General features: G+C 56.9%; 19 protein-coding genes. 10 read left to right on the plus strand and 9 right to left on the minus strand.

What is annotated here, in order from left to right; translation table 11 throughout:
• Positions 1-203: 203 nt before the first annotated feature.
• Positions 204-917 (minus strand): type 1 glutamine amidotransferase, encoded by a 714-nt coding sequence (locus tag HNQ59_RS12570; protein ID WP_184039861.1) that lies wholly within the window; start codon positions 915-917, stop codon positions 204-206.
• A gap of 194 nt (positions 918-1,111) precedes the next feature.
• Here HNQ59_RS12570 and HNQ59_RS12575 point away from each other — a divergent pair, with 194 nt between their 5' ends.
• The 3 genes from HNQ59_RS12575 (at position 1,112) to gabT (ending at position 5,437) form a co-directional block, all read left to right on the plus strand.
• Positions 1,112-2,500 (plus strand): aspartate aminotransferase family protein, encoded by a 1,389-nt coding sequence (locus tag HNQ59_RS12575; protein WP_425491389.1) that lies wholly within the window; start codon positions 1,112-1,114, stop codon positions 2,498-2,500.
• A gap of 22 nt (positions 2,501-2,522) precedes the next feature.
• The gene (gene gabD, locus HNQ59_RS12580) at positions 2,523-3,980 is read left to right on the plus strand and encodes an NADP-dependent succinate-semialdehyde dehydrogenase (protein ID WP_184039864.1); all 1,458 of its coding nucleotides are present in this window, start codon (positions 2,523-2,525) and stop codon (positions 3,978-3,980) included.
• A 173-nt stretch (positions 3,981-4,153) separates the two neighbouring features.
• The gene (gene gabT, locus HNQ59_RS12585; RefSeq protein WP_184039867.1) at positions 4,154-5,437 is read left to right on the plus strand and encodes a 4-aminobutyrate--2-oxoglutarate transaminase; all 1,284 of its coding nucleotides are present in this window, start codon (positions 4,154-4,156) and stop codon (positions 5,435-5,437) included.
• Positions 5,438-5,491: 54 nt separating this feature from the next.
• Here gabT and HNQ59_RS12590 read toward each other — a convergent pair whose 3' ends face one another.
• On the minus strand, positions 5,492-6,052 hold the full coding sequence (locus HNQ59_RS12590) for a hydrolase (protein WP_184039870.1): 561 nt from the start codon (positions 6,050-6,052) through the stop codon (positions 5,492-5,494).
• 69 nt (positions 6,053-6,121) lie between these two features.
• The gene (locus HNQ59_RS19675; protein WP_184039873.1) at positions 6,122-7,264 is read right to left on the minus strand and encodes an HD domain-containing phosphohydrolase; all 1,143 of its coding nucleotides are present in this window, start codon (positions 7,262-7,264) and stop codon (positions 6,122-6,124) included.
• 231 nt (positions 7,265-7,495) lie between these two features.
• On the opposite strand from HNQ59_RS19675, the gene HNQ59_RS12600 reads away from it, so the two are divergent.
• The 3 genes from HNQ59_RS12600 to HNQ59_RS12610 are packed head-to-tail and all read left to right on the plus strand — an operon-like array spanning position 7,496 to position 10,357.
• Positions 7,496-9,514 carry a ribonucleoside triphosphate reductase gene (locus tag HNQ59_RS12600; RefSeq protein ID WP_184039876.1) on the plus strand — a complete coding sequence of 673 codons (2,019 nt, stop codon included), beginning with the start codon at positions 7,496-7,498 and terminating at the stop codon, positions 9,512-9,514.
• A gap of 19 nt (positions 9,515-9,533) precedes the next feature.
• Complete coding sequence (gene nrdD, locus HNQ59_RS19845; protein WP_184039879.1) at positions 9,534-9,713, plus strand: anaerobic ribonucleoside-triphosphate reductase; 180 nt, start codon at positions 9,534-9,536, stop codon at positions 9,711-9,713.
• Positions 9,710-10,357 carry an anaerobic ribonucleoside-triphosphate reductase activating protein gene (locus tag HNQ59_RS12610; RefSeq protein WP_184039882.1) on the plus strand — a complete coding sequence of 216 codons (648 nt, stop codon included), beginning with the start codon at positions 9,710-9,712 and terminating at the stop codon, positions 10,355-10,357. The genes nrdD and HNQ59_RS12610 overlap by 4 nt, the downstream gene beginning before the upstream one ends.
• A gap of 202 nt (positions 10,358-10,559) precedes the next feature.
• On the opposite strand, the gene HNQ59_RS12615 is transcribed toward HNQ59_RS12610, so the two are convergent.
• The gene (locus tag HNQ59_RS12615; RefSeq protein ID WP_184039885.1) at positions 10,560-11,369 is read right to left on the minus strand and encodes a hypothetical protein; all 810 of its coding nucleotides are present in this window, start codon (positions 11,367-11,369) and stop codon (positions 10,560-10,562) included.
• A 1,358-nt stretch (positions 11,370-12,727) separates the two neighbouring features.
• Here HNQ59_RS12615 and HNQ59_RS12620 point away from each other — a divergent pair.
• A complete protein-coding gene (locus tag HNQ59_RS12620) occupies positions 12,728-14,290 on the plus strand; it encodes a DUF6345 domain-containing protein (RefSeq protein ID WP_184039888.1) in 1,563 nt (520 codons plus the stop codon).
• 410 nt (positions 14,291-14,700) lie between these two features.
• On the opposite strand, the gene HNQ59_RS12625 is transcribed toward HNQ59_RS12620, so the two are convergent.
• From HNQ59_RS12625 to HNQ59_RS12640, 4 genes are read right to left on the minus strand one after another with little or no spacing between them, the layout of a single operon-like run.
• The gene (locus tag HNQ59_RS12625; RefSeq protein WP_343074264.1) at positions 14,701-15,717 is read right to left on the minus strand and encodes a CapA family protein; all 1,017 of its coding nucleotides are present in this window, start codon (positions 15,715-15,717) and stop codon (positions 14,701-14,703) included.
• A 5-nt stretch (positions 15,718-15,722) separates the two neighbouring features.
• Positions 15,723-16,136, minus strand: a complete 414-nt coding sequence (locus HNQ59_RS12630) for a hypothetical protein (RefSeq protein WP_343074266.1) — start codon at positions 16,134-16,136, stop codon at positions 15,723-15,725.
• Positions 16,133-16,603, minus strand: coding sequence for a cyanophycin metabolism-associated DUF1854 family protein (locus tag HNQ59_RS12635; protein ID WP_184039891.1), 471 nt, complete (start codon positions 16,601-16,603; stop codon positions 16,133-16,135). The genes HNQ59_RS12630 and HNQ59_RS12635 overlap by 4 nt, the downstream gene beginning before the upstream one ends.
• A gap of 2 nt (positions 16,604-16,605) precedes the next feature.
• The gene (locus HNQ59_RS12640; RefSeq protein ID WP_184039894.1) at positions 16,606-18,876 is read right to left on the minus strand and encodes a cyanophycin metabolism-associated ABC transporter; all 2,271 of its coding nucleotides are present in this window, start codon (positions 18,874-18,876) and stop codon (positions 16,606-16,608) included.
• Between the two features lie 351 nt (positions 18,877-19,227).
• On the opposite strand from HNQ59_RS12640, the gene HNQ59_RS12645 reads away from it, so the two are divergent.
• The 3 genes from HNQ59_RS12645 to HNQ59_RS19850 are packed head-to-tail and all read left to right on the plus strand — an operon-like array spanning position 19,228 to position 24,476.
• The gene (locus HNQ59_RS12645) at positions 19,228-21,426 is read left to right on the plus strand and encodes a cyanophycin synthetase (protein WP_184039897.1); all 2,199 of its coding nucleotides are present in this window, start codon (positions 19,228-19,230) and stop codon (positions 21,424-21,426) included.
• Between the two features lie 42 nt (positions 21,427-21,468).
• The gene (cphA, locus tag HNQ59_RS12650) at positions 21,469-24,039 is read left to right on the plus strand and encodes a cyanophycin synthetase (protein ID WP_184039900.1); all 2,571 of its coding nucleotides are present in this window, start codon (positions 21,469-21,471) and stop codon (positions 24,037-24,039) included.
• A 44-nt stretch (positions 24,040-24,083) separates the two neighbouring features.
• Positions 24,084-24,476 (plus strand): Lar family restriction alleviation protein, encoded by a 393-nt coding sequence (locus HNQ59_RS19850; RefSeq protein ID WP_184039903.1) that lies wholly within the window; start codon positions 24,084-24,086, stop codon positions 24,474-24,476.
• A 208-nt stretch (positions 24,477-24,684) separates the two neighbouring features.
• Here HNQ59_RS19850 and HNQ59_RS12660 read toward each other — a convergent pair whose 3' ends face one another.
• Positions 24,685-25,215: an ankyrin repeat domain-containing protein gene (locus HNQ59_RS12660; RefSeq protein WP_184039906.1), complete on the minus strand. Its 531-nt coding sequence runs from the start codon at positions 25,213-25,215 to the stop codon at positions 24,685-24,687.
• Positions 25,216-25,218 lie beyond the last annotated feature (3 nt).

The following is a 25,218-nucleotide window of genomic DNA, read 5'->3' on the forward strand; positions in this document are numbered from 1 at the left end:
GTATCTGTGCAGGGCGTCGATCATATTCGTTATAGACTATATTTGATGCGTCTTATGCGAGCAGGCTGCGCTGCTGGCAATTGATCCCACTGCATTCAGGTTGTATTCCGTCTGTACTGCCAAACGGTAGCCACCGCCCTTCGACCCGAGTCTACGGTAACCGAGGGCCCGTGATCGATAGGTCGGATGGGCTAGGCTAGGGATCAAGGGCGTCTGATACCCTGCAGCCAGCGGTCATAGATCGCCTCGGCCAGTCGGTTGCTGATCGGCAGGAGGCGGGCCAATGAGGCTTTGATGCCGGCGGCTGATTGGACGCCTGGCGAGTGGGCCGCTGCCGCGATGTCCGCCTGACAGGTATCCACCCAGCCCATCACCTTTGCGGCATCCACCTCGCAATGAAACTGCATGCCCAGGTGCAGGCCATCCACCAGATAAGCCTGGTTGGGGCAGTGACGACCAATCGCCAGCAGCTCGGCTCCGGTGGGCAGGCTGAAGGTTTCGTTGTGCCATTGGAACAGAAGGGCGGGGTTGGCGCCGCCAAACCAGTCGCGGCAGACGGCGGGGTTGGCTGGTTGGATGTCCGACCAGCCGATTTCAACATGTGGGGAAGCGGTCACCACACCGCCCAGTGCTTTCGACAGCAATTGACCGCCCAGGCAGTGGCCGATCACAGGGACGCGCTGGCTGACAGCGTGGCCAATCAGCGCCAACTCCTGCGCGATCCAGGGCAGCTTGTCATTGACGCTCATCGGCCCACCCAGAATGGCCAGGCCGGAGAAGGCCGTTGCATCCGTGGGCAGCACATCGCCCGCAAACAATCGGCAGATTTGATAGGGCAGCTGGTGGCGTGACAGATGCACGGCGAGATGGCCCGGCCCATCGGCTGCGATGTGTTGTGTGATCAGGATCGGTTTCATATAACCCCCGGCGTGGTGTCGGTGTGTATTTTGGGTGTTGAAAATATTCACCGTTGTTGGCAGTATTATGCGCATATTTTGAACACTTGCATCAACCCGCTGATTTGGCAAGTGGGATATTGACAGCCGGAAGCAGATGGCGCCGCCATGGACTGTAACCCGTCGGTGGCGTTGCCAGCTGGAGCTGGACGACAATGACCTTGCCCATGGAGATCACCATGCCGCAGTCCACCCGACAGGGCCTCGATTGGCCGCGTGCGCAAGCATTGATGCAACGTGAGCGTGAGCATTTCGCGGCTCACCATCCCCAGTCGCTGGCGTTGTCAAAACGGGCGGATCGGCATTTGCTGTATGGAGTGCCGCTACATTGGATGATCGACTGGTCAACGCCTTTTTCGTTGTTTGTCGCATCGGCCCAAGGGGCGGGTTTTTGCGATGTGGATGGCCACGAATATGTCGATTTCTGCCTGGGAGACACCGGCGCCATGTTCGGCCATGCACCCGGCCCGGTTGCAGCGGCGGTGGCCGCTCAGACCGCCAAGGGCTTCACCACCATGCTGCCCTCTGAGGATGCGGCCATTGTCGGTGAGCTGTTGGCGGCACGCTTTGGTCTGCCTTTCTGGCAATTTGCGATGACCGCCACCGACGCCAATCGCTTTGTGATCCGCTGGGCACGCGCGGTGACTGGGCGTAGCAAGATCCTGGTGTTCAATGGTTGTTACCACGGCACGGCTGATGATGTATTCGTTGACCTGGTGGCTGGGCAGCCGGTGCAGCGCGCCAGCCTGCTGGGGCAAGTGTATGACCTGACCCGCCATACCGTTGTGGTGGAATTCAATGATCTGGATGCGCTGGAAGCCGCGCTGCAACAAGGCGATATTGCCTGTGTGCTGGCGGAGCCGGCCATGACCAATATCGGCATGGTGCTGCCGCAACCAGGCTTCTGGGCTGCGGCCCAGCAGTTGATACAACGTCACGGCGCCTTGCTGGTGATCGATGAAACGCACACCATCTCGACCGGGCCGGGTGGCTATTGCCGGGCTCATGATTTACGACCTGATCTGTTCGTGCTGGGTAAGCCGATCGGCGGAGGGGTGCCCTGCGCGGTGTATGGTTTCACCGAATCGGTTGCCGCCCGCATGCGTAAAGCGAAGAGTGAAGCCCCGCCTGGGCATTCCGGCATCGGCACGACCTTGACGGCCAATATGCTGGCCATGGCGGCGATCCGTGCCAATCTGGAGTCCGTGATGACCAACGCGGCTTATCAACACATGTTTTCGCTGGCCGAGCACTTGGCAACGGGGCTGCGCGGAGCAATCCAGCAAGCTGGGCTGCCCTGGTGCGTGACCCAGGTCGGCGCCCGTACGGAGTTCCAGTTCACGCCAACCCCGCCACGGAATGGTACCGAGGCGGATGCCACATTGGATGACGAGCTGGAACACATCCTTCACTTGTATCTGCTCAACCGGGGGGTGTTGATCACGCCTTTCCATAACATGATGCTGGTATGTCCTGATACCACCATGGCTGACGTCGATCGATTGGTCGGCCAATTTTCCAGTTGTCTTGAAACACTGACTTAACCGACTGATCAAGGAATGTCCCATGCAACTCAAAGACCCGACGCTGCTGCGCCAGCAGTGCTATATCGATGGCGAATGGTGTGATGCAGCAGATGGCCGCACCATCGCAGTCACCAACCCGGCCACCGCCGATCAATTGGGTACCATCCCCAGCGTGACCGCAGCCGATACCCAGCGTGCCATTGCCGCTGCGCAGGCGGCGCAGACAGGCTGGCGCGCGAAAACCGCCAAGGAACGTGCGACCATCCTGCGCCGTTGGTATGAGCTGATGATGGCCAACCAGGAAGACCTGGCCCAGCTGCTGACTGCCGAACAGGGTAAGTCGTTGACTGAAAGCCGGGGTGAAATCGCCTATGGTGCCAGTTTCATCGAATGGTTCGCCGAAGAGGCCAAGCGGCTGTATGGCGATACGATTCCCACGCCCACACCTGGGCGCCGATTGCTGGTGAGCAAAGAGCCCATCGGGGTCTGCGCGGCCATCACCCCATGGAATTTTCCCAATGCCATGATTACCCGCAAGGCGGGCCCAGCCTTGGCCGCAGGTTGCACCATTGTCGTCAAGCCTGCCACGCAGACGCCTTATTCTGCGCTGGCACTGGCTGAACTGGCACACCGCGCGGGCATCCCCAAAGGGGTGTTCAATGTGGTGACGGGTTCTTCGACGGTTATCGGTGCGGAGCTGACCAACAGCCCGATTGTGCGCAAGCTGAGCTTTACCGGCTCGACCGAGGTCGGCAAGAAGCTGATGGCGCAGTGTGCGGGCACCATCAAGAAGCTCTCGCTGGAGCTGGGCGGCAACGCGCCGTTCATCGTCTTTGACGACGCAGACTTGGATGCCGCAGTGGCGGGGGCCATGGCCTCCAAGTACCGCAACAGCGGCCAGACCTGCGTCTGTGTCAACCGGCTGCTGGTGCAGGAGGGCGTCTACGAGGCCTTTGTCGCCAAGCTGGCCGAGGCCGTCGCCAAGCTCAAGGTGGGTAATGGGGCGGACGACGGCGTCAACCAGGGCCCGCTGATCGACATGAATGCCGTCAGCAAGGTGGAGGAACACATTGCCGATGCCTTGGCCAAAGGTGGGCGTCTGATCGCCGGTGGCAAGCGCCACACCTTGGGCGGCAGCTTTTTCGAGCCCACGCTGATTGCCGATGTGACCACCGCCATGTTGGTGGCCAAAGAGGAAACCTTCGGCCCGCTGGCGCCCGTGTTCCGCTTCAAGACCGAGGCAGAGGCGGTACAGATGGCCAACGATACTGAATTCGGTTTGGCCAGTTATTTCTATACTCGGGATGTAGGGCGTGTGTTCCGTGTGGCCGAGGCCCTGGAATATGGCATGGTCGGAGTCAATAGCGGCCTGATCTCCACCGAGGTCGCACCATTTGGCGGGGTCAAAGAGTCTGGCATCGGGCGCGAGGGCTCCAAATATGGTATCGATGAATATGTCGAGGTGAAATACATCTGTATCGATGGTATTGGCGCCTGATTGTGCCGATGGCAACGGTGTGCCGGAAATGGTATGCCGTTGACACTACTGTCGATCGGTGTGGCTGCGATAGGCTTGCACCCGGCTGAGATGACCGGCCCCTTGTCTCGGCCATGTTTTAGGGCTTGGTGGCAGCCCGCATCGTTCAACTTCACTGGGTAGGGATTCAGCAAATGGCAAGCAATACAGAACTACATCAACGGCGCAACGCGGTCTTTCCGCGGGGCATGGGCGCACTCCATCCCATCTACATCGAACGTGCACGCAATGCTGAGATGTGGGATGTCGAAGGCAAGCGATACATCGATTTCGCCGGTGGCATCGCAGTGTTGAATACCGGCCACAGCCACCCAGTGATCAACCTGGCTGTGCAACAGCAGGTCGAGCGATTCAGCCACACCTGTTTGATGGTCAATCCTTACGAATCTGCCATCGAGCTGGCCGAAAAGCTATGTACCCTGGCGCCGATCAGTGGCGAGAAGAAGGCATTTTTTGTCTCGACTGGCGCAGAGGCCGTCGAGAATGCCATCAAGATCGCTCGTGCGGCAACAGGCCGCTCCGGCGTGATCGCTTTCACCGGTGGGTTTCATGGTCGCACCCATTATGCGATGGGGCTGACCGGCAAAGTGGTGCCTTATAAGGCGGGGTTCGGGCCATTTCCGGCAGAGATCCATCATGTGCCGTTTCCCATCGAATACCACGGCGTGACGGTGGAGGACTCCATCGCTGCGATCCACAGCCTATTCAAATGCAGCATCGAGCCCAGCCGGGTGGCGGCGATCATTCTGGAGCCGGTACAGGGCGAGGGTGGTTTCTATGCGGCGCCACCTGAGCTGATGCGAGCATTGCGGCAAATTTGCGACCAGCACGGCATCCTGTTGATTGCAGATGAGATTCAAACGGGCTTTGCCCGCACCGGCACGATGTTTGCCATGCAGCAATATGATGTGGAGGCCGATTTGATGACCATGGCCAAATCACTGGCAGGTGGCTACCCACTGGCAGCGGTGGTGGGGCGGGCCGCCGTGATGGATGCGCCTGCGCCAGGCGGTCTCGGTGGCACCTACGCGGGCTCGCCTGTGGCCATCGCGGCAGCATTGGCGGTGTTGAAGGTGATTGAAGATGAGCAGCTGGTGCAGCGCTCGCAGACCCTTGGCGAGCTGCTGCTCGCACGCCTGAAGGCATTGCAGGCCCGTTACCCGCAGCGGATCGGTGAGGTACGTGGCAAAGGTGCCATGGTGGCCATGGAATTCGTCAAACAAGGCGATGCACATCAGCCCGATGCCGATGTGACCAAGGCTGTGGTGCTGGCCGCAGCGCAAGCGGGGTTGATTTTGTTGTCCTGCGGCACCTATGCAAATGTGATCCGCTTCCTGATGCCGCTCACGGCACCTGACGCCTTGGTGGAAGAAGGTTTGGCCATCCTGGCAACAGTATTGGAGCAGACGCTGGTTTGAGTTTGCCAACACAGCTGGCGGGGCCAATCGGCCCCGTCTTCACGGTTGCAGGGGTTAGACAGCAGGGCGCGTGGCCTGCAGGAAACGTGCGCTGACTGCTTTGAATTGAGGTGTGCCAGCTTGGCGCAGCCATTCGAACAGCACCATTTCACGGCTGACGATCACTGCGCCGGCCTGTTGCATGCGGGCCAGTGCCAGCTGGATATCGTGCGTGGTGCGCGATGAGACGACGTCCGCTACTACGTAGACTTCCTTGCCTTCATTGATCAGCCCCAGCGTGGTTTGCAGCACGCAGACGTGGCTTTCCATGCCGCAGATGATCACCTGTTTGCGCTGAGACAGCAGCTCGCTGGGCAGGCAATTTGCGGACAGGCAGGAGAAATGGACTTTTTCGACCACCTGGGCTGCGGGCGCCAGGTCTGTCAGGCGTGGCAGCGTGTGGCCAAGCCCCTTGGGGTATTGCTCGGAAAAGACAATGGGCACGCCGACCATGGCGGCCAACTCGACCAGCCAAGCGCAGTTCTCGACGAACTGATCGGCCTGGTGGACGGCGGCGACCAGTTTTTCCTGTATATCCACAACCAGCAACCACGAGCGGTTGGCGTCAATCATCATGGTGTTGTTCCAGTCAGAAGAATCGGGCTAGCTTAGCACAGGACGTGGCCTGTGGCCGCATCAGGCTGATCAGCCACCGGCGGCTTCCTTGCCCCAGACCGGGTACATGCGGAATGGCATCCGATATTTGCGGCTGTCAACGGCCTCTCGGATGGTGTACAGCGCCTCGCTGGTTTTACGGCGGATCGGGAATTCCAGATCGACGCCGAAAGGGCCGATCACTGAATGCACCCAAGGTGTCGCTGTATTGTCTGAGCGCTTGCTGACCACGCCGATCTCACCATTGGCAAGGCGAACCATGGTGCCAGGCGGGTAGATGCCGATGATCTTGATGAAATGGGCAGCGATTTCCGGGGCGATGGCATGACCGCTCTCCAGCAAGATATCCCGCAGCACGGCATTGGGCAGAGCGACGGCGCGTTCGCCGCGCACCGAGATGCGGGCGCAATAGCGGTCAGCGATATTCAACAGTTTGGCGCATAAAGTGATCTGATCCCCTTTCAACCCGACTGGATACCCCGAGCCATCTTCCGCCTCATGATGCTGCATGACGATCTCCAGCCACAGATCATCGGCTACGGTGGCCAAATGCAGGATGTCTCGCCCCTTTCTGGGGTGGCCGCGAATGGCTGTTTTCACCGCAGGGGCCAGCTCGCCGGTGATGGTGTTCAGTTTGTCCTGCACCTCGATCATGCCTAGATTCATGGTCAGCGCCGCGCACAGCAAGGAGTGCAGATCTGGTTCGGCCAGTTTCATGCTGCGCCCCAGAACACAGGCCAGGATGGCGCAGTCGGCATGGTGCCGCACGGCATAGCTGCCTTTCTGCCGTTGTTGGATGAAGGCCAGGGCGATATCGGTGTTGATCTGGCACGCACGTTGGATCAGTTTGGCAATGTCGCCAATCGTTTCATTCAGCTGTGGCGTGGGGGATTTCAAGAGCTGTGGCATGGTCTCCAGCTTTTCGCGTGCCTGTAGCAACGGCATCACGGCAGATTGGGCGCCTTCGCCTTCCGACGCCGCTTTTTCCGTCGCGGCCAGCTCGTCGCGATCCACGTACAAGCCGGTGTCGATCAGTCGCTCGATCTGGGCGTCTGACTCCAGTACAAAACCTTTTCGCAACAGCAGATGCCCTTGCTGGTCGTACACATCCCACGGTAACGGCTCACCAACAACCAAGTGAGCTTCAGCAATGCGCTGGTGATTGGCAGGCACGTCACTTCCTCCTTGCGGCCATCAGATGGACTGGCGCTGCTTTTCAGTATAGTTGCAAATACGGATATATCGGAATTCTATTGATCGATGTCAGCAAAACCGGATAGCACCAGAAAAGCCATGGTCAGGTCGGGCTTGATGTGTGTCAAGAGAATCAATGTTTGATGTGAAAATACACAATATATTGGTCTACTATTTGGTCAGTGATCAATTGATAGTGGTGAGGTGAAGATGAGCCCTGTTGTGAGCCTGCCCAGTGAAGTCATCAAACGGGATGGCCGCCATGTCCCGTTCGATGCCGGTAAAATCCGTCAGGCCTTGGCCAAAGCCAGCCAGGCCAGTGGTGAATTCGGCGTGGCGGAGTGCGAGCGGCTGACCAGCCAGGTGGTCATTGCATTGACACGGCATTTCCGTCGTGACCCGATGCAGATCGAGGCCATACAAGACAGGGTGGAGCAGGCATTGCTGGCAGCTGGCTATGTTGCCACGGCCAGGGCTTACATCGTCTACCGCGAGCAGCATGCAGCGCTGCGGCAGGATCACCGGACGTTGGTCGATGTCGCGCGCAGTATCAATGAATACCTGGATCAGCAGGACTGGCGTGTGAACGCCAATGCCAATCAGGGCTATAGCCTGGGTGGCCTGATCCTGAACGTATCGGGCAAGGTGGTGGCCAACTATTGGTTGTCGCATGTCTATCCGCCAGCGGTGGGCCAGGCACATCGCGAGGCAGATCTGCATATCCATGATCTGGACATGCTGTCTGGCTATTGTGCGGGCTGGAGCCTGCGCACCTTGCTGCACGAGGGCTTGAATGGTGTGCCCGGCAAGGTGGAGGCGACCCCGCCCAAGCATCTGTCGAGTGCGATTGGTCAGATCGTCAATTTCCTCGGTACGTTGCAAAACGAATGGGCTGGCGCCCAGGCGTTCTCGTCCTTTGATACCTATATGGCGCCTTTCATTCGCAAGGATGGCCTGGGTCATGCCGAGGTCAAGCAGGCGATGCAGGAGCTGATCTACAACCTCAATGTGCCTAGCCGGTGGGGCACCCAGACGCCTTTCACCAACCTGACCTTCGACTGGGTATGCCCCGCCGATCTGCGTGAGCAGGTGCCTTATGTCGGCGGTGAGGAGATGCCTTTCACCTATGGCGAGCTGCAGGCCGAGATGGACCTGATCAATCAAACCTATATCGAGGTGATGATGGAAGGTGATGCCAAGGGCCGGGTATTCACCTTTCCGATCCCGACCTACAACATCACGCCGGATTTTGATTGGGACAGCCCCAATGCGCAGCGGTTGTTCGAAATGACTGCTAAATATGGTTTGCCTTATTTTCAGAACTTCCTCAATTCCGAGCTGCAACCACATATGATCCGCTCGATGTGCTGCCGCCTGCAGTTGGATCTGCGCGAGCTGTTGAAGCGGGGGAATGGTCTGTTCGGCTCTGCAGAGCAGACTGGCTCGCTAGGGGTGGTGACGCTGAACTGTGCACGGATCGGCTACCAATATCGAGGCGATGAACAAGGCTTGTTCCAGCAGATCGACCACCTGCTGGTGCTGGGCAAACAAAGCCTGGAGATCAAGCGTAAGGTCATCCAGCGGCATATCGACAATGGGCTGTTTCCGTACACCAAACGCTATCTGGGTACCCTACGTAACCATTTCTCGACGCTGGGCGTGAATGGCATCAACGAAATGATCCGTAATTTCACACAAGATGCCCACGATATCACCACCGATTGGGGGCATGCCTTTGCCTGCCGGGTACTTGACCATATCCGTGACCGGATCGTGGCATTTCAGGAGGAAACCGGCCACCTCTACAACCTGGAGGCCACACCAGCTGAGGGCACGACCTACCGCTTTGCAAAAGAAGACAAAAAGCGCTTCCCGGACATCCTGCAGGCAGGCACCCCGGCCCAGCCCTATTACACCAATTCCAGCCAGTTGCCGGTTGGCTTCACTGACGATCCATTCGAGGCCTTAGCCCGGCAGGATGCGCTGCAGCGCAAATACACCGGTGGCACGGTGCTGCATCTGTATATGAATGAGCGGGTGTCATCGGCAGAGGCCTGCAAACAACTGGTGAAGCGTGCATTGTCGCGGTTTCGGCTGCCATACCTGACCATCACCCCGACATTCTCGATCTGCCCCAGGCATGGCTATCTGGCTGGGGAACACGAATTCTGCCCGATCTGCGATGCCACCTTGCTGGCAGAGCAGCAGGCTAAATCTTGTCAATGTTGAATCAGGAAAGGAAGGACAGATGAACACACCACGCAACCAAGTCCACCAACTACCCACAGGCCAGCGCACCCGCTGTGAAGTCTGGACGCGTGTCATGGGCTATCACCGGCCAGTGGCTTCATTCAACATCGGCAAACAAGGTGAGCACCGGGAGCGTTGCTTCTTCAACGAGCCTGAGCAAGGTCAGCCCACCCCATGAGGACAACCCATATACCACCTGCTGACGCATTGCAGGTGGCGGGTCTCACCCCATTTTCCACGCTAGACTACCCGGGCCAACTGTCGGCTGTCGTCTGGGTGCAAGGCTGCCCGTGGCGTTGTGGCTACTGTCACAACCCACATCTGCAAGCACGGGGCCAAGGTGGTCAGCTGGCGTGGTCGGCGGTGCAGCAGTTCCTGCAACAGCGCGTGGGCCTGCTGGACGCCGTAGTGTTCTCCGGGGGGGAGGCAACGGTTGACAAGGCGCTGCCTGCCGCCATGGCGGCGGTCAAAGCGATGGGGTTCCGCGTGGGCTTGCATACCGCTGGGTGCTACCCAGCCAGGCTGGACAAGGTGCTGCCACTGTGCGACTGGGTCGGTTTGGACGTGAAAACCCTGTGGGCGGACTATGATCAGCTGACCGCCACACCTGGCAGTGGCCGGGCAGCAGAAGCATCGTTGAATCAGCTGCTGCTATCTGGTGTGCCACATCAGATCCGCACCACGGTGCATGAGGCATGGCTGCCGGCAGGAAAGTTGCTTGCGTTGCAATCCATGCTATCGAGCTATCCCGTAGCCAGTCATGTATTGCAACCCTTTCGGAAAGAAGGATGCCGCGAGGAATTCATAGCAAGATTGCTATGAATTCAGGTCTTCTCAGGGTGATTCGGGGGCATGCAGACAAGGCAGCATGGTGATGATGCCCCTTTGTCCTCAAAGTGTGTCATGTTGTGCAGAGATTTCGGACATCCACTTAACTAGCAGACGCCCTTAAACATTCTGACACTGTACACCCAAGCTAACAATCCCAAAGCATTAAATGCTTTGGGATTGTTGTGGCGAAATCCTAACTCTTTGGTGAGAAATATTTTTTTGTTAAGGAGAAGACGCCATCAGGCAGTCTAACCCAAACTCTTCCATTGGAATCATTAATTAATTTTCCGCTCAGTTCAAACTCAAGCCTTGGTGTTATAAATTTAGAATCAAATTTAATTTCCGCATTGTCGGAATCACTCTCTGACTTGATGAATGAAATAAGATGACTGTATGATTTTTTAAAATCACTCTGCAGCTTGATAACCTCGGTCTCGGAAAGGGAGGCTAGTTGCTCTAATGTAAACTCGCGATCTAGCTGGTAAACGTAGCGATTTCTTCTTGTCCTCTCTGCATCACTCATTTCAATATAAATAGCAGCTGCCGGAACGATTTTCAATTCTCCTTCATTGCTTTCTGTTTTTTGCAGGTAAATATAAGGCGAGACATTTAGACCGCTATTCTTCAAATCTAATTTGTTTTCAACGGCAGATTCGCTAAACAATGCCTCGGATTTGATTTTTTTGAATGTGGTGAGTTTTTCGACATCTTGATCCGTTTGTGATTTTATCATTGCGATGTTCGCAGCCACTCCTATGGGGCCAAGCAATAGGCCTAACCCCACGCCGCCGCCTCCGAAGTTCTGAGCATACAATACATCTTTTGACTCATTTAATGGCCTTAAGGTATGAGTCTCGAGGTCAAGGGCTGTAGAGTGCTTGACGGTGTAGCCTTTATTCCGATCCAAGTCGGTTAGACTTTTTTGAGGGGTAGGAGGGACTGTCGTGCATGCAGCTAACATTGCAACGGAGATGAGTAGGGATATATTCTTAAGTGCAATCATGATCTATTTAAATTGTAATGCGTGGTTAAGGAAGGTAGGGTTGGGCAATATATTTTTATTAAAAGGTGATAAAGTTTAATTGTAAGACGGCGGATGTGAACTCGGATATGGCATTGACGTAAGGCGAGGCAGCACATTTTTCCATTGAGTTAGATGGGTATGTAAATTTCGTCACACATTGTAATCTCGTCGAAGCGGCAACATGTAACAAATACTTTGAAATATGTACAACACAATTTCCAGCGGGTGTAGCCGGCTAAGTTTCATGCTCAATTTTTGCTTTGCCTGAAAGCTAGTGCGGATCATTCCTTCACTTAGCTGCTATTCCGAAGTTGGCTATATGTTGAAAATGTTAATTATACATTAAAAAATGCAGCAGTCTATATGGTTTGAGCTATCAATGCCGGTCTTCTCCAGAAGATACTGCAAAAGTGACTTGGATCGAATATGCGCATGTTGGCGGAATTGGGCCGTACAGGATTAGCGCGTTAACTGCGCCTAACAGCTGACCGCTTGGCTAAGCTCAGATCAAGTTGGCATATCCCACAATAATAGAATCTGGTGGTGTCGGTGCTTTTTACATTAGATAACAAACCTACCTAAACCAATGCTATTAAGTGATGGAATTCGAAATTATTCATATTGGCTATTGGCAATGGCAAGTGAACATACACGCTACCAATTCAGCTAAATTTTTCGCGGAGCGTATGTCAGGTTTTCTTACACTTGATTGAAATAAAATTCCACGTCAATCACTAGATTATTATTTGTTAATAATCTTAAATTATTGCGATCCAATATGTAAAACATTCATGCTGTATGTGATATGTGAAATGCAATTTATTTTAAATGAATTGGAACGCAATTTGCATGTGTTTCAATGTACGCCTGCTTGTATCAGTACAGTTTGCGTTGTAAGCAAGATTTATTCGTTTTTTACAATCCGGTACCTTTATTTAAACTGTCGCTGATAGTCGCCGCCTGCTTTGATATGAATTCGTCGCGTTGTTCCCATCCAATCAACACTTAGGCATCAAAGTATTCTGCACCTTTTATTGTGCTCAGCATTGTTTCTTCCATTTCCTCCCCTTTGAACATAACAAATGTGTGTAATCGGTTGTGCGAACGCGCTACGTGAGTAGCACCACTGTCTTTCAGTTTAGGAGCCAATCATGAGTACTGAAACGAAACGACGTAAGCAATCGATGTGGTATAGGCCGTGTTGCATTCTGGCGATCTGCATTGGCTTTGCACCATCCATGCTCCCAGCAGAGCAACTTCCCGTTTTCAAATTGACCGATCCAGAAGTGAATTACAACAAAGCCAATGCGGTGTTGACCAGCCTGTATGGTGGCAGCTTGCCTTTTGCCGCAGATATTCAAGACAAACGGGATGTTGTTATTCACCGGGTTGAAAACAAAGAGGTCGAATTGAACAAAGCCAGCGGCGGAATCTTTGCCAGGGACGTCACGCAACTTTGGAATACCAATCTCAAGCCTCTGCTGCCTGATCAGACCAAAACAAGGAAGCTCGCTGATCAGTTCTTGTCCCAGCTGAAGCTGTTACCCAACAACCAGCCCTACACCCGGGTCTCGTTTGCTGGATATAGTGAAACAGGCATGGCGACTGATACGACATCTGCTGCTTCCGCTAAAACTATTCTCGATAGACAGGTCAATTACCAGGTTGAGGTTGTCGTGAAGTCTGGCCAAGGCAGGGAGCGCGCTCTGCCTGTAGTCGGAGGGGGTGGTAAGTTTAAAGTGGCGGTGGGTGATCAAGGCGCAATCATTGGTTACCACGGTGTGTGGCGACCAATTACAGGGGTAAGCAGTAATGAAGAGATCATGTCGCGGGCTGAGGCTGAATCTCAATTCAAGCAATCCGTTGGCAAATTGCACCTGACGCGTGTTGAGTCGTTCCTGGCCTATTACGCGGCACCTGCATTTGAAAAGCAGGAACATCTTGCCCCAGTCTGGGTGATCAAAGCGGAAGCCAATGTTGCCGGAAAGCGGCTGCCACTGCGGTATACCATGATAGCGGCAACCAAGTACGGCCCCAACTTCAACCAACACGACCTGGTTCCGCAAATGTCTCGTCAAGTGGCAATGTTACCGCCATTGGGCGCAGTCAACTTCGGTGAAGTCGTAGGCGGTATACAACTCAATCCGTCTGCTGTCTATCCACTCACTGCAGACGATGCGGTAAACGAAGCTGGCACCTCATGGATTGGCGCGAGTCAGGGATTGCCAGGTAGCCAAGCCAATGCGCAGGGCTTCGTGGATCGGCTATCTGCTGCGGGCTGGACAATACGGTTCAACTGGGGTGAGGGCAATGCCTGGGAATCAGACTGGAATGCTAATGATGATCTATGGGTCGATGCCGTCGACTTTGCGTTCTATACGGGACATGCCAATTCCGACGGTTGGGTATTTAATGCACCTAACGATACCTTCCTGCATTTCAGTGAAGTCGGGGCCAGCCCTGGTAGTCCGGATGATCTATATGGTCAGCAGGATTTGGAATGGATTGCGATTGCTGCCTGCGGTCCGCATCAAAGCAATCACTTTACTACCGGAATCGGCAATGCCTTTGACCGCTGGCGTGGAATCTTTGATGGCCTGCATGTATTCCTCGGCTATGGTGCGATTACCTATGACAACACCAGCGAAGGCTCACGCCTTGCGGAGCTCACATTGGCTGGTTGGACTGTTATCGATGCTTGGTTCCGGACGGCCTGGGAAATTCAACCTGCCACGAACACTTTTGGTGCACCGAATGGCCCAACCATATATGCGACTGCCATGTATGCGCACATGGGTGATAACGCCACACGTAACGATCACATCTGGGGAAGGGGCGCAACCGTTGCTGACCCAATCGGTCCGAATCAGATGCGAGTACTGCTGTGGTCTGGAACATAACACAATGCTCTAACCAGTACCCGGTCGGCAGGTGGCATGATAGCCGCCTGTCGACCGGTCGCGGCGATGCTCCTCATCAGCAGGGCGCCTCATAAAGCCTGAGTCAGGTCATGAAACAATGTGCCCAAGGCAACATACAACCAGATATCGTTGCGACTTTATGAGCATGGTTGGCGTGGTGCACGATACTGAGTCGTATCCCCGGATACATGTGCGATGACCAATGGCCGAATTCAGCGAGCCAATGATCGACCAAACCGCCCGCACTGCTACGATATCTTCAACCTCAAGCCCATTTCGTTACACACAACCCCATTGGCATGATGCAATCGGTAATAGGTGGGTGCCGGGCTCCGGGACAAATCACTCTCGAATGGATAGCCAATGGATAGTACGCTTGCCTAGGGCTGTCAAGACGGGCTGCGGGGCATCCCGCAGGATTGGATGGCAGTGATGCCCCTTTGTCCACAAGGTGTGTCGCCATCGTTGATGGGGTGGGGTGTGCCCGCTTCATCAGCCATCACGGCTTGTGTTGTCCAACTCACCACGCCTTGCTTATCCAACTTCATCCGTAAGATCCAGCCGGTACGGGTGGCGGGCGTGGTGAAGCTGTCGAACACGAAATTGCCCAGGCTGTAGATGATGGGCTTGCCTCGATAAAGCTCCGCGCCTTGTGTGATGTGTGGGTGCGCACCGACCACGGCGTCGGCACCGGCATCGATCATCAGCCGGGCCAGCTGGCGTTGCCGCTCGGTGGGCGTCGGCTCTCGCTCCCAGCCCCAGTGCATGAAGGGGATGATGATATCGGCCCCGGCCTGCCGTGCTGCGCGGATATCCGCTACCACATGACTGTCTTCGCTCCAGGCGACGCCAGGCCAATTGCTGCCCGCTTCGAATGAGCGAGGTTTGAATTCGTTGTAACCCAGCACCGCAATGCGCAAGCCATGGCGGTGTAGCCATAGCGGGATGTGTGCTTCTGTCAGATTCACCCCACCGCCGAAGGCCTGAATGCCAGTTTTCTTCAACCAATCCAGTGTCTCTACGAATGCTGGCTTGCCATAGTCACCTGCGTGGTTGTTGGCGACGGACAAGGCATCGAATCGCCCTTTCAGCAGGGGTAGGACACTGGGTTTGGCGCGAAAGGTGAAGATCTTGTTGTCCAGTGGCTGGCCCGTTGTGGCAATCGGACATTCCAGATTGCCAATACGGAAGTCGGCAGCTTTCAGCAGCGCATCCACATGCCGAAACGGATCTTGCCCTTGGGCAATGGTCTGGCCAGGTCCGTCATCCAGCATGATGTCACCGACGAATACCAAAGACACAGTGGATTGCTCGGCGGCTTGGCCAGCCTGGGCGGCGAATCCTGTGCAGACTGCAGCAGCCATCAGCATGGCAGGTAGGCAGGCAAGCGAGGGTCGATGGGGCATAGGGGTCAGTCCGCTGGGTTGGTCGGTAGCCATTCACACCAGTACTGCAATTCGCCATCACGCACTGGTTCATAGATGAACTGCAGCCCCGTGAAGCCATAGCGAGGGTGACGGGCAGGTGGGTAGTGATAACTGGCCTGCTGAATCGGCGTGGGGCCGTGTTCGCGATCAGCGAATACATACAGCTTGATGCTGGCTAGGTCAGCGGGTGTGCGTTGGAACACGATCCGCAGCTGAAAATAAGACCCGATTTGTAGATTATCCACCGAGTAGGGCTGGGTGGTGGCCCGGGCGGTTACCACATGTTGCTCCCCACCATATTGATAGTGGCAACGTATGGATTCGCCCAGGGTGGGGGCGTTGATCAGCGCATACGCCACGCCTGCCAGCAATACGAGGTTGTGCTGGCGGCGGCTCACAGAAAACGATCCAGCAGTTTTCTGCTGTGACGATCCATGGCGAACAGGTCACGGATCATGAATTGCACACCGTGGCTGTCCGCTATCAACAAGGTTCCGCCAGGTAGCCGCCGGATATCTTCCTCGCCCTTGAGAATGAAGCTGGTTGTGCCGCGCGTGGTGTCGACCTCCCAGGTGCTGGGGGTGGCAAAAGTCGAAACCTGCTTGAGCTTCACAATCTCTGGCATGAATTCGCGACTGGCCAGTTCGCTCTCCATCATCGATCGCGTATCGGCAGGCAGGTCATGCAGGTGGTCTATCCAGGCCACCTCATGGCCATCGATGTCCACCAACGCAATGCCTTGCTCAGGAGCCGCTATGGGAAAGGCTCGCACCGGCAGTACCCCCTCATGGCGGCTGCCGTCTGGTAGGGTCAGGATCAGGCGACCGAATGGATTGCGGCTTAATTGAAATGGCGATGTGTTCATGCTCAGTCCTCATCCTGCTCGTCGTTGTCGGCCTCGCTATCGACATTGCGGGCTTGTGCCTCGTACAAGCGATAGTAATGGCCTTCCTGCGCCATCAGCTCATCATGGTTGCCAACCTCCACCACCACACCGCGATCCATCACCACCAGTCGGTCGGCTTTACGCAGCGTGGACAAGCGGTGCGCGATGGCAATCGTGGTGCGGCCCTGTACCAGATTGTCCAGGGCTTTTTGGATCTCTTTCTCGGTTTCGGTATCGACCGATGATGTCGCCTCATCCAGTATCAGAATACGCGGGTTGATCAGCAAAGCGCGTGCAATCGAGATCCGCTGTCGCTCGCCGCCCGACAGGCCTTGGCCGCGCTCACCCACCAGCGAATCGTAACCTTGCGGCAGGCGCAGGATGAATTCATGGGCGTGAGCCGCCCGCGCTGCGGCAATGATCTCCTCGCGGGTTGCATCGGGTTTGCCATAGGCAATGTTCTCGGCAATGGTGCCGAAGAACAGGAAGGGCTCCTGTAACACCAGCCCGATATTGCGTCGGTAATCCGCCAGGCTGAGCGAGCGGATGTCCGTGCCATCCAGCCGGATCGAGCCTTCTGTGATGTCATAGAACCGGCAGATCAAGTTGACCAAGGTGCTTTTGCCAGAGCCGCTGTGCCCGACCAGGCCGATCATCTCGCCAGGGTGGATGGTGAGATCCACCCCCTTGATCACCGCACGGTTGCCATAGCGGAAACGCGCATCGCGGATGTCGATCTGGCCTTTGACTGCAGGCAGCTTGACCGGGTTGGTGGGCTCGGGCACGCTGGAGACATGATCCAGAATATCGAAGATACGTTTGGCGCCAGCAGCGGCCTTCTGGGTGACCGATACAATGCGGCTCATTGAATCCAGCCGACCATAGAAGCGACCGATATAGGCCAGGAAGGCTGTCAACACACCCACCGTGACATGGCCATTGGCGACCTGCCAGATACCGAATGCCCATACCACCAACAGACCGATTTCAGTCAGCAGCGATACCGTGGGTGAGAACAGCGACCACACCTTGTTCAGCCGGTCATTCACCAGCAGGTTGTGCTTGTTGGCCTCGCGAAAGCGTTGTGCTTCACGCTGTTCCTGCGCAAAAGCCTTTACCACGCGAATGCCGGGAATGGTATCGGCCAGTACATTGGTGACCTCGCCCCACACCCGGTCGATCTTTTCAAAGCCTGTCCGCAGACGGTCGCGCACGAAATGGATCATCCAGCCGATGAAGGGCAGTGGCAGTAGTGTCACCAGGGCCAGCCAGGGGTCGATCGACAGCAGAATCACTGCTGTCATCACAATCATCAGCACATCCGAGATGAAATCGAGCAGGTGCAATGACAAAAAGACGCTGATGCGGTCGGACTCGGAACCGATCCGCGACATCAAATCCCCTGTGCGCTTGCCGCCGAAATATTCCAACGACAGCTGCAACAGGTGCTCATAGGTCGTGGTGCGCAAGTCGGCGCTGATGCGTTCGCTGACCAAGGCCAGGATATAGGTTTTGCCCCAGCCCAGCCCCCATTGCAGCAGCGCGGCTACCAGCAGCCCCATCAGGTACAGTCCGACATTCATCGGATCGATGTGCGCCCCGTTTTGGAAGGGGATCAGCACATTGTCCATCAGCGGCATGGTCAGATAGGGCGGCACCATAGCGGCAGCGGTGGCACCCAGCATCAACAGAAAACCAGCCAGCAGTTGGCCTTGATAGGGTTTGGCAAAACGCCACAGCCGCAGCAGTGTCCAGGTGGAAGGCGGGGTGTGCAGCTCGCGTGCGCAGATCGCGCATTCGTCCTGGTCAGGCTCCATTGGCGCCTTGCACTGCGGGCAGGTCAATTCCTCCGGCGCGGGCACGGGCTGGCCCGACACAATGCTTTCCAGCTGCAATTTGAACTTGTCCAGCAAGCGCAAAGCCACCACATTCTGGCCCAGCGTATAACGCCAGATGGCAAGCCGCTGTTGGCTGTCACACAGCTCCAGCGCACCGACACCTGCATGATCGTGATGTTTGAGGGATAATCCTGCCTGTAAGGCCCAGTTCTGCCAGTGGGTCTCGCCAGGAGCTAGTGCCAGCAACCGCTGATTGGTCAGTACCAGCACCCCTTGCGAGAAGTGCAGGTGTGTGTCGAGATCCAGCAGCAACCAGGCGAGAATCTCCTCGCCGGCCACCAGCTGTGGTGCCAGGCTTGCCTGCCAAGGCTGCGGCAGTACTAGGTGAGAAGGTGAAGCAGTGTGTATCATCATCGGATTAATCGCTTATTCAGGCAGGGCAGGTTAGGCTGATCGCACGATCCACAAGATCGCGCAGCCATCCCTGTTTTGGCCTGTAAGCCGCATCTGGAGTGGCTTGCAGGCGATTCCTGGCTGAGGAGTAAAGAGTCGTCTCCGTGTCAACGGCACGGGGACAGCATCGTCAACTGAACGGGGTGTTTCCCATTATCGGGCGCTTTACGGTATTCTCGCATATTCTAAAATGGCTTATGACGCCAAAGTCGAGAAGTATACTTCACTCTGCTGCGTGGCACGGCAACGCTGCCGATCTGTGCACAGTTTGATCTGGTCTTTACGATCAGATTGCATGCCCTAAACTGGATCATGAAGAAAAAAGACATTCAATTTCTCCGCGTGACCTACCTGCGCGGCCCCAATATCTGGACATATCGCCCGGTACTGGAAGCCTGGGTGGATATCGGTGAGCTGGAGGAATCGCCCTCCAATACCATCCCTGGTTTTTATGAGCGCCTGTCCAGCTGGCTGCCCACGTTGATCGAGCATCGTTGTGGCGTCGGTGTGCGTGGCGGATTTCTGCAGCGTGTGCAAGAAGGCACCTGGCCTGCCCATATCATGGAACATGTGGTGTTGGAATTGCAAAATCTGGCCGGCATGCAGGTGGGATTCGGCAAGGCGCGCTCGACCAGCGAATATGGCGTCTACAAGGTCGCGGTGCGGGCCCGCAACGAACAGGTCAGCCGTGCGGCCATGGAGGCAGGTCGTGATTTGGTCATGGCCGCCATCGAAGACCGCCCGTTTGATGTGAAGGGCACGGTAGAGCGCCTGAAGGCGATGGTGGATGATTATCACCTCGGCCCCAGCACGGCCTGTATCGTCGATGCGGCCACCGAGCGGCGGATTCCGCACATTCGCCTGACGGATGGCAACTTGGTGCAATTGGGGCAGGGGGCGCTACAGCGGCGGATCTGGACGGCTGAAACCGATCGCACCAGTGCGATTGCCGAGAGCATCGCCAGCGACAAGGATCTGACCAAGCGTCTACTGCAGTCATGCGGCGTGCCAGTGCCCGAAGGGCAAATTGTCGCCAGCCCGGAAGCTGCCTGGGAGGCAGCGCAGGACATCGGCTTGCCGGTGGTGGTGAAGCCGACCGATGCCAATCATGGGCGCGGCGTGTCGTTGGATCTGAGCTGCGAAGCCGATGTGCAGGCCGCATTCAAGCTGGCTGACCGGCATGGCAGTGACGTCATCGTCGAGCGCTTTGTGCGGGGGGATGAGCATCGACTGCTGGTGGTGGGCAATCGCGTGGTGGCTGTGGCCAAGGGCGAGGCGGCCTGGGTGACGGGTGATGGCAGCGCCACCGTGGCACAGTTGATCGATACTCAACTGAATACCGACCCACGCCGGGGTTTGACGGAAGACTTCCCGCTGAATCGAATCATGGTCGATCAAGACGCGGTCATCCTGCGTGATCTGGAGCGCCAGGGATTGAAAGCTGATTCCGTACCGGCAGAGGGGCGTCGCGTATTGATTCAGCGCAATGGTAATGTCGCCAACGACGTGACCGACAATCTGCACCCTGATGTCGAAGCCATGGCGACATTGGCCGCCCGCGTGGTCGGGCTGGATATTGCAGGGGTGGATGTGGTGGCGGAAGACATAGGCCAGCCGTTGCACAAGCAAGGCGGCGCCATTGTGGAAGTCAACGCCGGGCCGGGTTTGCTGATGCATCTGAAACCTGCTCAGGGGGCGCCGCGCCCGGTGGGGCGTGCCATCGTTGATCACCTGTTCCCAGAAGGTGACAGTGGTCGCATCCCGACCGTCGGCATCTCCGGTAGCAAAGGCACCACGCTGATCGCCCGACTGGTGGCGCATCTGCAGCATCTGGCGGGGCGCCACGTTGGTTTGGCTTGTCGCGATGGCTTGTTCCTGGATCGCCGCCAGGTCGAATCCCGCGATTGTACGCACTGGGAGGCGGGCCAACGCCTGCTGATCAACCGGGTCGTCGAGGCGGCGGTGTTCGAGCACACGCCGGTAGGCATCCTGACGGAAGGCCTGCCCTATGATCGTTGTCAGGTAGGCATCGTGACTGACGTGACCGAGGATGGCTCATTGACCGGGTTCTATATCCACGAGCCAGAACAGGTCTACAACGTGCTGCGTACCCAGATCGATGTGGTCATGTCCGAGGGCGCGTCGGTATTGAATGCCAACGATGCCCTGGTGGCTGAAATGGCAGACCTGTCCGATGGCGAAGTGATCTTCTATGCCGAAGACCCAACCTTATTGCCAATCGTCGAGCATCTGGCCAATGGAGGGCGTGCGGTATTCCTGCGCGATCAGACCGTGATGCTGGCCAGTGGCAGCACCGAACAGGCGCTGGCGACACTCGATCTGTTCCCGCTGACCCGAGATGGCGCCACCACGCATATCGAAAGCGTGCTGGCCGCCGTGGCAGCGGCATGGGCCTTGGGGATCTCGCCAGACCTGATCTGCGCAGGGATCGAGAATTTTGAAGCGGGTACTGCTGATGCGGCAGTACGGGCACGTATCACGGCCAAATAAAATCGGCGGGCAGGTCAGCCCGCCACGACAGGAAGATTTTGCATGGAAGTTTCACGAATCCGCGCGCTGCGTGGCCCCAATTTGTGGAGCCGGCATACGGCGATCGAAGTCATTGTGACGTGTAACGAACAGGAACGCGATCTGGCCAGGGTGCCTGCATTCGAGCCCAGGCTACGCACCCGCTTTCCCGATATCGGCATTTTGCACCCGAGCAGTCATGACGAGCCGGTCTCCATGGCTCATGCGCTGGAGGCCTGCGTGCTGGGCCTGCAGGCTCAGGCCGGCTGCCCGGTGACATTCAGCCGCACAGCCCAGACGCTGGAAGCGGGCGTCTATCAAGTGGTGGTGGAATACACGGAAGAGGCGGTCGGGCGTTTGGCGTTGGAATGCGCTGAGGCGCTATGCCAGGCGGCAATCGACGACACCCCCTTCGATCTGGCGGAAGTGCTGGCACGCCTGCGAGAGCTTGATGAGGACATTCGTTTGGGGCCGAGTACCGGCTCCATCGTCAATGCCGCCGTGGCGCGGGGCATCCCTTTCCGGCGCCTCACTGAGGGTAGCCTGGTGCAGTTTGGTTGGGGCAGCCGTCAGCGCCGTATCCAGGCTGCCGAATTGGATGCCACCAGCGCCATTGCTGAATCAATTGCGCAGGACAAGGATCTCACCAAAAAGCTGTTGCGCGCCGCCGGTGTGCCCGTGCCCTCTGGCCGCCCCGCCAGCAGCGTGGAAGACGCCTTGGCAGCCATGGAGGAGATCAATGGCCCCGTGGTGGTCAAACCTCAGGATGGCAACCAGGGCAAGGGCGTGACGGTCAATGTCACTGATCAGGAGCAGTTGTTGAAGGCGTACGCTGCTGCCGCTGAAATCAGCGACGACGTGCTGGTCGAGAGCTATTTACCCGGCAGCGATTTCCGCCTGCTGGTGGTCGGCAAGCAGTTGGTGGCGGCGGCTCGTCGCGACCCGCCCCAGGTGACAGGCGATGGCACACACACGATCCGTGAGCTGGTCGATCAGGTCAACCGTGACCCACGGCGCGGCGATGGCCATGCGACCTCGCTCACCAAGATGCGCTTGGATGACATCGCGCTCAACCGGTTGGCGATGCAGGGTTTGACACCAGAATCGGTACCTGAAAAGGGCCAGCGGGTCGTGCTTCGGAACAATGCCAATCTCAGTACCGGTGGCTCGGCCACCGATGTGACCGACGATGTGCACCCGGAGGTGGCCGCACGGGCCATTGCCGCTGCACAGATGGTGGGGCTGGATATCTGTGGCGTCGATGTGGTCTGCGACACCATGCTGAAGCCACTGGAGGAGCAAGGTGGCGGCATCGTCGAGGTCAATGCCGCGCCGGGCTTGCGCATGCATATCAGCCCGTCATTTGGCAAAGGCCGCCAGGTGGGTGAGGCCATCATCGATAACCTGTTTGCCACAGGCGACGATGGACGGATTCCAGTCGTGGCCGTGACCGGCACCAATGGCAAGACCACCACTGTCCGCCTGATTGCACATTTGATTGCCACCAGCGGCCTGCGGGTGGGCATGACCAACACCGATGGCGTGTATGTCAATGGCCGACAGATCGACAGCGGTGACTGCAGCGGCCCGCGTAGTGCCCGCAATGTGTTGATGCACCCCGATGTGGATGCGGCAGTGTTTGAAACTGCGCGTGGCGGCATGCTGCGCGAGGGTTTGGCCTTTGATCGCAGCAAGGTGTCGGTGGTGACCAATATCGGTATGGGCGACCACCTGGGGCTCAATTACATCACCACTGTCGAAGACTTGGCCGTGCTGAAGCGTGTGATCGTGCAAAACGTGGCCAAGGATGGCATGGCGGTGTTGAATGCCGCTGATCCGATGGTGGTGCGTATGGCTGAAAACTGCCCTGGTGGCATCACCTTCTTCGCGGCAGACAAGCACAACCCCGTCATGGCAACGCATCGAGCCCAGGGCCACCGCGTGGTATATGTCGAGGACAACGCTGTGGTGGCGGCACAGGGCGAGCGCAAGTATCGAGTGGCATTGGATGAAATCCCAGTCACCCGGGGTGGCGTCATCACCTTCCAGGTCGAGAATGCCATGGCATCCGTTGCCGCTGCCTGGGCATTGAATCTGGATTGGGAGGTCATCCGCAAGGGTCTGGCCAGTTTCAACAACGATGCTGACAATGCCCCTGGTCGGTTCAATGTGTTTGACTACCGTGGTGCCACGGTGATCGCTGACTATGGCCACAATCCAGATGCCATGGAGGCCCTGGTCAAGGCTGTGGACGCGATGCCCGCCAAACGCCGCTCCGTTGTCATCAGTGGCGCGGGGGACCGGCGTGACGAAGACATTCGCCAGCAAACCCAGATCCTGGGCGCGGCATTTGACGACGTGATCCTGTATCAGGACGCCTGTCAGCGTGGGCGGGCGGATGGCGAAGTGCTGGCCTTGCTGCGCGAGGGTTTGGTCGGTGCTCAGCGCACTCAGCAGGTGGATGAGATCCGAGGGGAGTTTGTCGCCATCGATAGTGCGCTGGCACGCCTCCAGCCTGGCGATCTATGCCTGATCCTGGTCGATCAGGTGGAGGAAGCCTTGGCTCACATCGCACAGCGGGTGGCTGAGGGCTGACTCCAGCCTCGACCCATAACGGGCTTGGCGAAAAGGGAAGCATCATGCTTCCCTTTTTGTATAGGGCGACTCGGCTGACACGGCTTGCGGCTTCTCATAGCAGGTTGTGGGCAGAGTACACCGGCTTTGCATGGGCTGACGGTGGTGATCAAGCGCCATTCAACCCAGGAAGGCCACCACACTCGTTCAATTGCGCCTGCGCTTCGGCGTATACTGCGCGCGATTCATTTGATACACACGAAGGATGCATTGTGACCCAACCCTCAACTGTCAACCCGTGCCCCCGTTGCGGCCAACCTGGAGAGATGAAGAAATCAGGCTCGAACCGGTTCTGGGTGCAGTGTTCCAAATTTGGCAAGGATGGCAATTGCAAAGCCATCGCCACCATCTGCCCCAATAAAGCCGAGGCGGTGGCTGCCTGGAATAAGATGCGCTAGGCGCAGTTGCTACGTTGCCGACGGCGAGTCAGATATCGGGGTGAGCAGGGCGTGATGAACACTGTGTCGTGAGCTGACCAGTAGCTGATAACAAATCACGCTGGTGCTCGCTTCTATGCAGGTCTCATGGCATTGCGTCCAGAGATCGGTTCCAAGTTCGAGAGCTGATCTGCATGATGTGATATGCGACGAAGCCTGGGCAAAAAAGCTATTGTAAAAGGCGGATCACTTCATCGTATTTTGGGTCCCCTGTTTTACGTTTCATGCTGATTGCATAATCAACTGGAAGTCGTCCTATCGCGGAGCGGTGCCGCTTGTCCGCACCGAGCGCCAGCAACAGTTTGACACCTTCGACATCGCCATCCGATGCAGCTGAGAACAGCACTGTTTTACCTTCAACGCCCATCAGTGTGCTATCAGCTGGGCTTGGCACATTCAGATTGAGTCCTTTGGCGATGAACCGTTCAAATAGCTGCTGGCGCAAATGCGGGTCGCGAATGGCAAGCAGTTGATATGGCCAGCCATGATCATTTTTCAGTGACGCAGTGTCTGTTGTTGTCGGGCGGAAATAGGTGACCGTTGCCCGACAAAAGGGCTTGGCCCAGCTGCGGCCATCTGTTGCACATGATATGACCGACCAGACATCTGTACTCGATAGCCACCACCCGAATGTGCTGGCAAAAAGCACCAGCATGCCACCGATTGACCAACCATATATACGCCATCGTCTCGACCACATGAA

The organism is Chitinivorax tropicus (assembly GCF_014202905.1).
Classification (GTDB): domain Bacteria; phylum Pseudomonadota; class Gammaproteobacteria; order Burkholderiales; family SCOH01; genus Chitinivorax; species Chitinivorax tropicus.